This window comes from Pseudomonas sp. ERMR1:02 (assembly GCF_002277815.1).
Taxonomy (GTDB): Bacteria; Pseudomonadota; Gammaproteobacteria; order Pseudomonadales; family Pseudomonadaceae; genus Aquipseudomonas.
Genome location: NZ_NKJI01000006.1, coordinates 47,511 through 60,240 on the forward strand (window position 1 = coordinate 47,511; position 12,730 = coordinate 60,240).

Genomic DNA, 12,730 nt, shown 5'->3' on the forward strand with positions numbered 1-12,730 from the left:
GGCAGATAAAAAGGTATTCGGATCTGTAAACACCGATCCCTGTAGGAGCGAGGCTTGCCCGCGAAGCTTTTGGCGGCCTCAAGGTCCCCTTCGCGGGCAAGCCTCGCTCCTACACAGGGGATCGGTGTTCAGGTGCTCCAGATTCTGGGTGGGACTGCTTCGCGGCCGAGCAACGCTGGCCTGAGCAATCGCCATAATTCAATCAACCATCCCCGCGCCAATAGCGCTTCACTGGCCAGACACCGGGCAACCAGCAGCCCCGGCAATTGCGTCAGATCCCCGCGCACGTCATTGGGCAGCGAACGGCACTTCTCCAGCAGTTCGCTTTCAATCTCGCCAGTCACCAGCAGGGTGGCAAACACCGGTTGCCCGTCCAGGCCAATCGGCGAATCGAGCAAACCATCGCCCCCGACAATGCGCTGGCGTTCATGCCAGAGCAACTGACCGTCGCGGCGAATATCCAATTGCGCCTGAAAATGCCCGAGGTCGAAGCGCTCGCCACTGGCCGGCCGGCCCAGCGCCAACACATCCCAGTAGAACAACCGGCCATCGCCCTCAAGGTCGATGCAGGTGCTGAGTTCAGCCTGCGCCGCGCTGAAAATGATCGTCTCCTGAGGCAACCATTCCAGTGTCGCACCGGCCGCCACCTTGAATTTCAGCTGCTGATAAGCGGGCCGGCGGCGCGGTACCACTTGGCTGCGCCTGGACTGGTGATCTGCGCCCAGGCATCGCTGCCGACGCTGGCCGAAATGTCCAGGCGATCACCCCCGGCGATCCCGCCCGGCGGGTGGACAATGATGTGCTGGCAAACCTCGGGACCTTCGGCATACAAGTGTTTCTGCACGCGCAAAGGGCCAAGATGCCGGCGCTGTACCGGGCCGTGCTGTCACCAAACCGGGCGTAGCCCAGTTCCAGCTCGGCGTGCCAGCTGGGGGTGAATAGCGTTGTGGGGGCAGGTGAATTCATGGTTTCTAATTATCGTTAGGTTGCTACAGATTAAATCGTACTCTTATATCGTAACCAGGCCACGCACACCTTCGGCTTCCATATTTCACCACGACCTTGCTGCACGATCTCGCCCCGGGACATCACCAGGTATTGGTCAGCCAGTTCGGCGGCGAAGTCGTAGAACTGCTCAACCAACAGAATCGCCATGTCTCCGCGTGCCGCCAGCTTCTTGATCACTGCGCCGATTTCCTTGATCACCGATGGCTGGATGCCTTCGGTGGGCTCATCGAGGATCAGCAGGCGCGGACGGCTGGCCAGTGCTCTGCCGATGGCAAGCTGCTGTTGCTGTCCGCCGGACAAGTCACCGCCGCGCCGTTGCTTCATTTGCAGCAACACCGGGAACAGTTCGTAGATGAAGGCCGGGACTTCCTTTGCCTCGGAGCCTGGGAAACGCGACAGGCCCATCAGCAGGTTTCTTCCACGGTCAGCCGGCCAAAAATTTCGCGCCCCTGTGGCACATAAGCGATCCCGGCGTGCACCCGTTGATGGGGTTTGAACGTGGTGATCGGTTTGCCTTCCCAGTTCACCGTGCCTTCTTTGGCCGGCAACAAACCCATCAGGCACTTGAGCAGGGTGGTCTTGCCCACGCCGTTACGCCCGAGCAGGCAAGTGACTTCGCCGACCTTCACGTCAAACGTCAGGCCGCGCAGGATGTGGCTTCCGCCGTAGTACTGATGCAGCTTGTCGACTTGCAGCATTCCAAATTCTCCCCCAGCGATCGTTCCCACGCTCTGCGTGGGAATGCATCCCGTGACGCTCTGCGTCACACGTGCGCAGGACTTGAGCCCTGCATTGTCAGCGGAACGCGGAGCGTCCCCGGCGGCATTCCCACGCAGAGCGTGGGAATGATCAGCGACCGAGATACACCTCGATTACCCGCTCGTTATCCTGCACCTGCTCCAGCGATCCCTCCGCCAGCACACTGCCCTGGTGCAACACAGTCACGTGGTCGGCAATCGAGCCGACGAAGCCCATGTCGTGTTCCACCACCATCAGCGAATGCTTGCCGGCCAGGCTCTTGAACAGCTCGGCGGTGAATTCGGTTTCGGCGTCGGTCATGCCCGCCACCGGTTCGTCGAGCAGCAGCAATTGCGGGTCCTGCATCAGCAACATGCCGATTTCCAGAAACTGCTTCTGGCCATGGGAAAGCAAGCCCGCCGGACGATTGACCGAGGCGGTCAGGCGGATGGTGTGCAGTACTTCGGCGATGCGGTCCTTTTGTTCACCGTTGAGTCGCGCCCGCAGGCTGGCCCACACCGATTTGTCGGTTTTCTGCGCCAGCTCCAGGTTCTCGAACACGCTCAGGGCTTCGAACACCGTCGGCTTCTGGAACTTGCGGCCGATACCGGCCTGGGCGATCTGCACTTCACTCATCTGCGTCAGGTCCAGGGTTTCACCGAACCAGGCCTTGCCGTGACTCGGGCGGGTCTTGCCGGTGATCACGTCCATCAGCGTGGTCTTGCCCGCACCGTTGGGGCCGATGATGCAGCGCAACTCGCCGACGCCGATGTACAGGTTCAGAGCATTCAAAGCCTTGAAACCGTCGAAGCTGACGCTGATGTCTTCCAGGGTCAAAATGGTGCCGTGGCGGGTATCCAGGCCGGGACCAACGCGCTGGCCGAGGCCGATGGCGTCGCGGCTGGTGCCGGCGTCCTTGTTCGGCTGCGGTGGATAAAATGCCGGTTCGAGCATGAATTCAGCCGTCGCAGTCACTCTCATTGGTTACCCCTTTTCTTCAGCAGGCCGATCACGCCTTTGGGCAGGTACAGGGTCACGACGATGAACAGCGCTCCGAGGAAGAACAGCCAGTACTCGGGGAAGGCCACGGTGAACCAGCTTTTCATGCCGTTGACCACGCCAGCGCCGAGCAGCGGGCCGATCAGCGTGCCGCGACCGCCCAGGGCGACCCACACAGCGGCTTCGATGGAATTGGTCGGCGACATTTCACTCGGGTTGATGATGCCGACTTGCGGCACGTACAACGCACCGGCCAGCCCGCACAACACCGCGCTCAACACCCAGACAAACAGCTTGAAACCCCGTGGGTCATAGCCGCAGAACATCAGGCGATTCTCCGCATCCCGCAGGGCGGTCAACACCCGGCCGAACTTGCTCTGTGCCAAACGCCAACCGATGAACAGGCTCGCCACCAGCAACAACACCGTGGCGAAAAACAGCACCGCACGGGTGCCCGGTTCTGTAATGCCGAAACCGAGGATGCTGCGGAAATTGGTGAAGCCGTTGTTGCCGCCAAACCCGGTCTCGTTGCGGAAAAACAGCAGCATCCCGGCGAAGGTCAGGGCCTGGGTCATGATCGAGAAATACACGCCCTTGATCCGCGAGCGGAAGGCGAAGAAGCCAAACACCAGTGCCAGCAAACCCGGCGCCAGCACCACCAGGCACATGGCCCAGAGGAAGCTGCTGGTGCCGGTCCAATACCAAGGCAATTCGGTCCACGACAGGAAGGTCACGAACGCCGGCAAGCCATCGCCCGAGGCCTGGCGCATCAGGTACATGCCCATCGCATAACCGCCGAGGGCGAAGAACAGTCCGTGACCGAGCGACAGGAGACCTGCGTAACCCCAGACCAGATCCAGTGCCAGGGCGACGATGGCGTAGCAAAGAATCTTGCCGACCAGCGTCAGCGTGTAAGCCGAGACGTGCAACGTGCTGTCCGCCGGCAACAGCGACAGCAGCGGCAATGCCAGCAGCAGAACGAGGATCACCGCACCGAAAGCAATCGTAACTTTGGGGCCGGCTTTTTGTGTCGCGGTAACGAGCAGGGGCTGGTTCATCAGTCGATCACCCGTCCTTTGAGTGCGAAGAGACCTTGCGGACGTTTCTGGATGAACAGAATGATCAGCGCGAGGATGAGGATCTTGCCGAGTACGGCACCGATCTGCGGTTCGAGAATCTTGTTGGCGATGCCCAGGCCGAACGCTGCGAACACGCTACCGGCCAGTTGCCCGACACCGCCGAGTACCACCACCAGGAACGAGTCGATGATGTAGCTCTGGCCGAGGTCCGGGCCGACGTTGCCGATCTGGCTCAGCGCCACGCCACCGAGGCCGGCAATGCCTGAGCCGAGACCGAAGGCGAGCATGTCGACGCGTCCGGTTGGCACGCCACAACAGGCGGCCATGTTGCGGTTTTGAGTGACCGCGCGAACGTTCAAGCCCAGGCGAGTCTTGTTCAGCAGCAGCCAGGTCAGCACCACCACGAACAACGCGAAGGCAATGATGACGATGCGGCTGTACGGCAGCACCAGATTCGGCAGCACCTGAATCCCGCCCGACAACCACGCGGGGTTGGCCACTTCAACGTTCTGCGCACCGAACACCAGACGTACCAACTGGATTAGCATCAGGCTGATGCCCCAGGTGGCGAGCAGGGTTTCCAAAGGACGACCGTAGAGGTGACGAATAACCGTGCGTTCCAGCGCCATGCCGATCCCGGCGGTGACGAAAAACGCCACCGGCAACGCGATCAGCGGATAGAACTCGATGGCCTGCGGCGCGAAGCGCTGGAACATCAACTGCACTACATAGGTCGAGTAGGCGCCGAGCATCAGCATCTCGCCGTGGGCCATGTTGATCACGCCGAGCAGGCCGAAGGTGATCGCCAGGCCCAGCGCCGCGAGCAGCAGGATGGAGCCGAGGGACATGCCGCTGAATGCCTGGCCGAGCAGTTCGCCGACCAGCAGTTTGCGTTTGACTTGAGCGAGACTGGTTTCGGCGGCGGTACGCACATTCGCGTCGGTTTCCACGCCCGGCTCCAGCAGGCTTTCGAGGCGTGTACGGGCCAGCGGATCGCCGGTTTCACCGAGCAGGCGCACGGCGGCGAGGCGTACGGCCGGATCGGCGTCCACCAGTTGCAGATTGGCCAGGGCCAGGCTCAGGGCGGCGTGGACACCTTCATCTTTTTCGCCAGCCAGTTGCCGGTCAAGGAATGCAAGCTGCGAGGGTTTTGCGCTTTTCTGCAGTTGCTGTGCGGCGAGCAGACGAATTTTTTCGTCGGCGGCGAGCAGTTGATGACTGGCCAGCGCGGTGTCGATCAGACCTCGCAGGCGGTTGTTCAGGCGCAAGGTTTTCGGCTGACCATCGACCGTCAATTCACCTTGTTGCAGGGCGTTGACCAGTTCGATGCGCGCCGGATCGGGCTGCGCGGCCCAGGCCTCCAGCAGTTTGGCTTGCTGCACGGGATTGGCGGCGACGAAGTCTTCGGCGTCGCTGGCAAAGGAAGCCATTGGCAACAGAAGTGCGATGGCAAGAAACATACGATAAAGGGACATGGCTACGTCCTGAAGTGCGATGAGGAACCTTGTAGGAGCGAGGCTTGCCCGCGAAGAGGACCGCAAGGCCGCCAAAAGCTTCGCGGGCAAGCCTCGCTCCTACAGGTTTATGTGTCCCTTAGTTACTCTTCACCGCGTACTCAGGCTTTTTGTCGTTGCCCGGGATGAACGGGCTCCACGGCTGGGCGCGGATCGGTCCTTCGGTCTGCCACACGACGTTGAACTGACCATCGCCCTGGATCTCGCCGATCATCACTGGTTTGTGCAGGTGGTGGTTGGTCTTATCCATGGTCAGGGTGTAGCCGGATGGCGCGGCAAACGTCTGGCCGGCGAGGGCCTCGCGGACTTTGTCGACGTCGGTGGACTTGGCTTTTTCAGCGGCCTGCGCCCACATGTGGATGCCGACGTAGGTGGCCTCCATCGGGTCGTTGGTCTCGGCTTTGTCGGCCCCCGGCAGGTTGTGTTTCTTCGCGTAGGCTTTCCAGTCATCCACGAACTTCTTGTTCACCGGGTTCTCCACCGACTCGAAGTAGTTCCACGCCGCGAGGTTGCCCACCAGCGGTTTGGTGTCGATGCCGCGCAGTTCTTCTTCGCCGACCGAGAACGCCACCACCGGAACGTCAGTGGCTTTCAGTCCCTGGTTGGCCAGTTCTTTATAGAACGGCACGTTGGAGTCGCCGTTGACCGTGGAGATCACTGCGGTCTTGCCACCGGCCGAGAATTTTTTGATGTTGGCCACGATGGTCTGGTAATCGCTGTGGCCGAACGGGGTGTAGACCTCTTCGATGTCCTTGTCGGCCACGCCTTTGGAATGCAGGAACGAGCGCAGAATCTTGTTGGTGGTGCGTGGATAGACGTAGTCGGTGCCTAGCAGGAAGTAGCGCTTGGCGCTGCCGCCTTCTTCGCTCATCAGGTATTCAACGGCCGGGATCGCTTGCTGGTTCGGCGCGGCGCCAGTGTAGAACACGTTAGGCGACATTTCTTCGCCTTCGTACTGCACAGGGTAGAACAGCAGGCCGTTGAGTTCTTCGAACACCGGCAACACCGATTTGCGCGACACGGAAGTCCAGCAACCGAACACCACTGCGACCTTGTCCTGGGTCAGCAGCTGCCGGCCTTTTTCCGCGAACAATGGCCAGTTCGACGCCGGGTCCACCACCACCGGCTCCAGCATCTTGCCGTTCACGCCACCCTTGGCGTTGATCTCATCGATGGTCATCAACGCCATGTCCTTGAGCGACGTTTCGGAGATCGCCATGGTGCCGGACAACGAATGCAGAATCCCGACCTTGATGGTCTCGGCGGCCTGGACAGTCCAGGTCATGCCCATCGCGGCAATGCTTGCCGAGAGTGTGAAAGCCTTGATCAAACTGCGACGCTTCATTGTGCGATCTCCATGAACTTATGAATTTTCTTGGTGGCAGATGCGGACTACTGAAGGGTCTTTAGCAAGGGCTGTGCCCGGTCGGGAAAAGGTAGGGAAATGTCGGTTTAGAGCGGTTGCAGGGGTTGGCGGCGCACCATCAAGGACCGCGGCTGGCGCGTTGGTGCGCAGTGCTGCGCCAGATTGGGGCGTAGTATTGCAATCCACGTCCCTGTAGGAGCGAAGCTTGCTCGCGAAGGCGGCCGCACATCCAGAATCAATTTGTCTGAAGGACCGCTTTCGCGGGCAAGCCTCGCTCCTACAGGGAAGCAAAGGCTCAGCGGCGGCGCATCAGGCCGATGAAGAACAGGCCGCCGATGGCAGCGGTGGCGACGCCGATGGGTAAGTCTTCCGGGGCGATCATCGTCCGGGCAGCCACATCCACCCACACCAGAAACACGCTGCCGAGCAACACGCACACGGGGAGCAACCGACGGTGTTCGGCACCCACCAGACGCCGCGCAATGTGCGGCACCATCAGCCCGACAAAACCAATCGAGCCGCTGATCGACACCAGCACCCCAGTCATCAGCGAGGCAATCACAAACACCCACAGCCGCACCGTCCGGGCGTTCAACCCCAGCGTCACAGCCGTCTGCTCACCCGCCATCAAGGCATTCAACGACCGCGCCATGCCCAGCAGCAAAACCAAGCCAAGCAGGACGCTGGCAGCAGGCACCGCGAGCAATTCCCAGCGCGCCAGCCCAAGCCCGCCGAGCATCCAGAACATCACCGCGGAACTGGCGCGGTGATCGCCGAGAAACAGCAGCAGGTTGGCGATTGCCATCATCACGAATGACACAGCCACGCCGCACAGCAGCAGGCGATCACTGTCCAGGCGACCGTGGCGGTTGGCAATCATCAACACCACCAGCATGCTCAACAACGCTCCGATAAATGCGGCAATCGGCAAGGTCAGCAGGCCGACGATTTCACCGACATGCAGCACCACGATCACCGCGCCGAGGGTGGCGCCGGAGGTCACGCCGAGCAGATGCGGATCGGCCAGCGGGTTGCGCGTCACCGCTTGCAACACCGCGCCGATCAGCGCCAGCCCGGCACCCACCAGCGCACCGAGCAACATCCGCGGCACGCGGATCAGCCAGACGATGTGTTCCTGTCCGGCGCTCCAGTCGGGCACGGCGAAACCGAATAGCTTGTGCAGCAAAATCCCCCACACCACGTCCACCGGAACCCGCGCCGGACCAAAACCCAGCGACAGCACACACGACACTAGCAACAGCGCGGCAAGGGCAATCAGCATGAACGCGTAGCGACGGTTTTTCATTCGCCGTGAAAGCCCTTGGCCAGGGTTGCCACTGCCAGCACGTTGTCGATGCCTGGCGTGGCCTGCACGTACGGGATGACGATGAAGCGTTGGTGTTTGATCGCATCGACCGATTGCAGCGCTTTGTTATTCAGCAGGTACTGCACTTTTTGTTCGGCGGTGACTTCACCGTAATCGACGATCACGATCACTTGCGGATTGCGTTCGACCACGCTTTCCCAGTTGACCCGGGTCCAGCTCGCGTCGACGTCGTCAAGAACGTTGCGTCCGCCAGCGGCATCGATCAGGGCTTGCGGCATGCCCAAGCGGCCTGAGGTCATGGCCCGGTCTTCGCCGCTGTCGTACAGAAATACCCGTGGCTTGTCGGCCGGCAGGTCTTTGCGAATCCCGGCGACTTGCGCCTGCATCTCACGGATCACAGAGTTGGCGCGATCCTGAACGTCGAAGATTTTCCCGAGATTGCGCAGGTCGTTGTAAGTGTCCTCCAGTGTGGCCGGTGGACGCTTCATCACGAAAGCGCAGGACTCGGTCAACTCATAGACATTGATGCCCAGTGGCTGCAGGGTCTGCGGCGTGAGGTCACCGCCCACGCGCATGCCGTAATCCCAACCGGCGAAGAAGAAATCGACGTTGGCGTCGAGCAGGGTTTCCACCGATGGATACTTGGCCGCCAGTTCCGGCAATCCATCGAGGATGCTGTGCATTTGTGGCGTCACCGACTTCCAGCCAGACACGCCGCTGTAACCGGCCATCTGCGATTTGAGGCCGAGGGCGAGCATCATCTGGGTCATGTTGATGTCGTGGCTGACCGCGTGCTTCGGCGCCTGCTGGAAGGTCACTTCGCGGTTGCAGCTCTGAATCGTCAACGGGTAGTGCGTGGCCTCGGCAAACGCCTGGGCGCTGGTCAACAACAGGATGAAAGAAAGGCAGGAGAGCGGCGGGAAACGCAAAATCATGGTTGGGTAATCCAGGTAATTCGTGGGTAACCGTGCAAGGGGTGTTCATCAATCAGTGCTTCGACGCCGAATACGTTGCGCAGCAATGCGCTGGTCAGGACCTCTTTTGGCTTGCCGCTGGCGACGATGCGGCCGTGGTTGATCACATACAGCCGATCACAGAATGCGGCGGCCAGATTGAGGTCATGGATGCTTGCCAGGGTGCCGATCTTCAGGCGCCTGACCAGCCGCAATAACTCAAGCTGATAGCGCGGGTCGAGGTGGTTGGTCGGCTCGTCCAGGATCAGCAATTGTGGTTGCTGCGCCAGGGCGCGGGCGAGGATCACGCGCTGCTTTTCACCGCCAGAGAGAGTAGAGAAGGCGTGATCTTCGAAGCCTTTGAGACCGACCGATTCCAGGGCTTGGGTCGCGAGGTTTCGATCCTCGACAGTGTCACCGTCGAACAGCCCCTTGTGCGGCGTGCGGCCCATCGCGACCACCTCGTCGACGGTCAGGCCAAAGGCGTCGGGGAATTCCTGCAACACCACGGCGATGCGCTGCGCGCACCAGCGTGAGGATTGTTTCCATACGTTGTGGTGATCAAGTTTGACCTCGCCACTTTCCGGTTTGCTGAAGCGCCAGGCGCAGCGCAACAGGCTGGTCTTGCCGCTGCCGTTGGGGCCGATCAAACCGACGAATTCACCAGCAGCCACGTGCAACGAAGCATCTCGCAGCTGGAACTGGTGATGACAGTGGCCGTGGCCCAGGGGAGACCAGGTGAGATTTGTGAGGTTCAGCGAGGTCATGCAGTTGCTCTTGGGGTGTTGCTGATGGCCTCTTCGCGGGCAAGCCTCGCTCTGTAGGAGCGAGGCTTGCCCGCGAAGGCGTCATTGGCAGCGCGGAGTTGGCAGGTGATGCGCGGGCAGTTTACAGACCCTTGAGTCCCGCGCATCTCGCCTGATTCATGATGAAGTTGAGGCGCTTTCAGTCTGTCGGGTAAAGCGCGACAGCAGCAGCTTGTCGAGCACCCAGACCACCACCAGGGAGGCACCCACCAACGGAAATGCCACCGCCAGGGCGAACATGATCACCATTGCGGTTTTCCATTTCGGCAGGTCGTGACGCAGCGGCGGCACACCGAGCTTGCCCTGCGGGCGACGCTTCCACCAGATCACCACGCCGCTGACGGCACTGAGCAGGATCATCAGGCAAATCAGCAGCACGACGATCTGATTGAACACGCCGAACATCTTGCCTTCGTGCAGCATCACGCCGATTTCCGTGGCGCGGGCGACAGCGCCGTATTGCTCGTAGCGCACGTCGGCAAGGACCTTGCCGCTGTACTGATCGACATGCAGGGTGGCGTCGTTGCGCGGGTCATCGGCGAATACCGAAATGGTGAACACGCCAGTCGCGTCTTTCGGCAGGGTGATGCTGTAACCGGGTTCGACCTTGTTCTGCGTGGCGATGTTTTGTACATCTTGCAGGCCGATGGTCGGCGCGGCCGGGCCGGCTTGCGCACCACCGTGGGCCATGTGTTCGGCATGGTCGCCAGACATCGGCATCGGGGTGTTTTCCATCGCCCACGGCACGGTCTGGCGCGTGGCGCTGTTGAGGCTGCGCGCTTCAATGTCGGACTTCGGTACGTTGTCCCACATCGCTGCCGGAAAGACGTTCCACACGGCCGCGTATTGCTGGCCCCAGAAACCGGTCCAGGTCATGCCGCTGAGCAGCATGACCAGCAGCAGCGAGGCGCCCCAGAACCCGGTGACGGCATGTAAGTCGCGCCACAGTACCCGGCCGCGACTGCTCAAGCGTGGCCACAGAATGCCGGCAGCCTGGCCGCGCGGCCACCACAGGAACACCCCGGAAACCACCAGCACCACGCCCCAGCCGGCGGCCAGTTCTACCAGTCGGTCACCGACGGTGCCGATCATCAGTTCGCCGTGAATCGCACGTGCGATGGCTTGCAGGTTTTTCTTGGCGTCTTGCTCCCCGAGGATATCGCCGTGGTACGGGTCGACGAATACGTTCAACTCTTTGCCGCTGTCGAGCACAACAAACTCGGCGCTGCGTTCAGCGTTGACCGGTGGCAGGTACTGTTTGATGGTTCCTTGTGGATACGCGTCTTTCACGCGCTTGAGCAGGTCATCGGCGGGGATGCTGTGATGCCCGGCCGGGACGTTGAGCAGGCTGTTGTACATCAGCGAGTCGAGTTGCGGTTTGAACAGGTAAATGGTGCCGGTCAGGGCCAGCATCACCATGAATGGCGCTACGAACAATCCGGCATAGAAATGCCAGCGCCAGGCCAGGTTGTAGAAATTCACTTTGGGCTGATTCATCACGTGTGCTCCGCGTGCTTCGGATCTTTTAGTTATGGTGTGCGGGACTACACGATGATGGGCGGGGCGCGGGTGCGGGCACCGGGGAAAGTAGTTTGCCGGGCATGGCCCAGACGCGGGAACGGGGTAGTGAAGTTGCTGGCGTGCGGGGTGTCGAACCCGGTGAATGACACACCACCGGTGAGCGCAGGGCAATTGAACAACAGGCTGCAATAGCCGCATTTTTCCCAGATTGCATGATGTGCGGCTTGCGGCGGGCATTGTTCGGCGTCGGATTGCGCGCCATGCTCTGCATGGTCCATCGCCGGCATATCCATGGGCATGTCCATCGACATGTTCATCGACATGTTCATGGCCGCGCGCGAGTCCATCGGCATCGACTGAGAAATCAGTGGACCGATAAAGATCATCAACATGGCGAACAGGCTGATCCAGCTGCCGCGTGTCAGGTTCGATGGCTGACGACGCGATCCGGATGCCCTGGTGCCGAGCGGGCGCATGGGTGTTTTCAGCTCGGCCGCTTACTGGGCGTGCCCGTGCTTTTGCCCGTCTTCAGGCGCCTGCTTCTGCACCGCCACTTCGACCGTCACGTCACCGGACTTCTCGAAGTGCAGGGTCATCGGGAAGCGCTTGCCGTCGCTCAGCAGGCTACGGTCTTTCAGATTCAAGAGCATCACGTGGTAAGCCATCGGTGCAAACGTGACTTCGCCACCCGCGGGGATTTCCACGCTCGGTACGTGCTGCATTTTCATCATGTCGTTTTGCATTACGTGCTCGTGCAGTTGCGCTTCGCCTGAAATTGGCGACTCGACGCTGAGCAGTCGGTCGGCAGTTTTACCTTCGTTGTGAATCACGAAATAGGCAGCAACGTTCGGTGCATTGGGGGCAACTCTTGCGACCAGGGATGAGCGATTTCCAGCTCCCCGACCTTGTACTCGTGAGCATTGGCAAAGCAGGCAGGCAGCAGCAACGCAGCCACAACGATGAGTTTGTTCAGCATGATGGTTCTCCAGAACGATTCAAAACGCAGGTCAATTGCGAGAAGGAATCACACCAGAGGGGAAGCGCGGGGTTGAGGCTCGGCCATTGCTGGCGCGGTGTCGGCGTGTTGAGAGAGGTGGGAGGCAGGCTTCGATTGGCTTCGAACTGCGCGAAATACAGCTGTGGCACATGCCCGGGCAACGCCACCAGCGGTGCGGAGCCGGAACAGCACCAGCAATGCTGCATGTTGGAATGATCGTCGCTCTGCGAGGTTTTTTTCTCGATGCTACCCAGGGATATCGCGACCATTTTGGTGCCGCTGGACGAACAGAAACTGCCCCACAACAACTGTTCCGCAGGCGACTTCGACTGCGCCATCGCCCCGCTCATCGGCATGGCGAGCATGTTGAACAGCACTGCGAAGCAGGCTATCCAGGCAATTGCGAGCCGTTGTCGGGACAT

Annotated in this window: 8 protein-coding genes and 5 pseudogenes; all 13 read right to left on the reverse strand. The window is 60.8% G+C overall.

Going from position 1 to position 12,730, the window contains the following annotated elements; all coding sequences use genetic code 11:
* Window positions 1–128: 128 nt before the first annotated feature.
* Window positions 129–966 (reverse strand): annotated as a pseudogene (locus CES87_RS13055) (urease accessory protein UreD).
* A gap of 43 nt (window positions 967–1,009) precedes the next feature.
* A pseudogene (urtE, locus tag CES87_RS13060) lies at window positions 1,010–1,706 on the reverse strand (urea ABC transporter ATP-binding subunit UrtE).
* A 151-nt stretch (window positions 1,707–1,857) separates the two neighbouring features.
* Entirely contained in the window at window positions 1,858–2,727 is an 870-nt protein-coding gene (urtD, locus tag CES87_RS13065) for an urea ABC transporter ATP-binding protein UrtD (protein WP_128606431.1), read from the reverse strand.
* Complete coding sequence (urtC, locus tag CES87_RS13070; protein ID WP_128606432.1) at window positions 2,724–3,803, reverse strand: urea ABC transporter permease subunit UrtC; 1,080 nt, start codon at window positions 3,801–3,803, stop codon at window positions 2,724–2,726. Before urtC ends, urtD begins: the two co-directional genes overlap by 4 nt.
* Entirely contained in the window at window positions 3,803–5,320 is a 1,518-nt protein-coding gene (gene urtB / locus CES87_RS13075) for an urea ABC transporter permease subunit UrtB (RefSeq protein WP_371858211.1), read from the reverse strand. Before urtB ends, urtC begins: the two co-directional genes overlap by 1 nt.
* A gap of 97 nt (window positions 5,321–5,417) precedes the next feature.
* Window positions 5,418–6,683, reverse strand: coding sequence for an urea ABC transporter substrate-binding protein (gene urtA / locus CES87_RS13080; protein WP_128606434.1), 1,266 nt, complete (start codon window positions 6,681–6,683; stop codon window positions 5,418–5,420).
* Window positions 6,684–6,999: 316 nt separating this feature from the next.
* Window positions 7,000–8,010: an iron ABC transporter permease gene (locus CES87_RS13085; RefSeq protein ID WP_128606435.1), complete on the reverse strand. Its 1,011-nt coding sequence runs from the start codon at window positions 8,008–8,010 to the stop codon at window positions 7,000–7,002.
* Entirely contained in the window at window positions 8,007–8,966 is a 960-nt protein-coding gene (locus CES87_RS13090) for an ABC transporter substrate-binding protein (RefSeq protein ID WP_128606436.1), read from the reverse strand. The genes CES87_RS13085 and CES87_RS13090 overlap by 4 nt, the downstream gene beginning before the upstream one ends.
* Window positions 8,967–9,214: 248 nt before the next feature.
* Window positions 9,215–9,751 (reverse strand): annotated as a pseudogene (locus tag CES87_RS13095) (ABC transporter ATP-binding protein); the annotation flags it as partial.
* A gap of 156 nt (window positions 9,752–9,907) precedes the next feature.
* Window positions 9,908–11,287 carry a PepSY domain-containing protein gene (locus CES87_RS13100; RefSeq protein WP_128606438.1) on the reverse strand — a complete coding sequence of 460 codons (1,380 nt, stop codon included), beginning with the start codon at window positions 11,285–11,287 and terminating at the stop codon, window positions 9,908–9,910.
* Between the two features lie 47 nt (window positions 11,288–11,334).
* Complete coding sequence (locus tag CES87_RS13105; RefSeq protein WP_128606439.1) at window positions 11,335–11,787, reverse strand: DUF2946 domain-containing protein; 453 nt, start codon at window positions 11,785–11,787, stop codon at window positions 11,335–11,337.
* A 21-nt stretch (window positions 11,788–11,808) separates the two neighbouring features.
* Window positions 11,809–12,287: pseudogene (locus tag CES87_RS13110) on the reverse strand (copper chaperone PCu(A)C).
* Between the two features lie 48 nt (window positions 12,288–12,335).
* A pseudogene (locus CES87_RS13115) lies at window positions 12,336–12,730 on the reverse strand (DUF2946 domain-containing protein).

Excerpts from the sequence above, each read along its gene's own strand:
- CES87_RS13100 (WP_128606438.1), bottom strand. The coding sequence starts at position 11,287 with ATGAATCAGCCCAAAGTGAATTTCTACAACCTGGCCTGGCGCTGGCAT.
- CES87_RS13085 (WP_128606435.1), bottom strand. The coding sequence starts at position 8,010 with ATGAAAAACCGTCGCTACGCGTTCATGCTGATTGCCCTTGCCGCGCTG.
- urtC (WP_128606432.1), bottom strand. The coding sequence starts at position 3,803 with ATGAACCAGCCCCTGCTCGTTACCGCGACACAAAAAGCCGGCCCCAAA.
- CES87_RS13105 (WP_128606439.1), bottom strand. The coding sequence starts at position 11,787 with ATGCGCCCGCTCGGCACCAGGGCATCCGGATCGCGTCGTCAGCCATCG.
- urtD (WP_128606431.1), bottom strand. The coding sequence starts at position 2,727 with ATGAGAGTGACTGCGACGGCTGAATTCATGCTCGAACCGGCATTTTAT.
- CES87_RS13090 (WP_128606436.1), bottom strand. The coding sequence starts at position 8,966 with ATGATTTTGCGTTTCCCGCCGCTCTCCTGCCTTTCTTTCATCCTGTTG.
- urtA (WP_128606434.1), bottom strand. The coding sequence starts at position 6,683 with ATGAAGCGTCGCAGTTTGATCAAGGCTTTCACACTCTCGGCAAGCATT.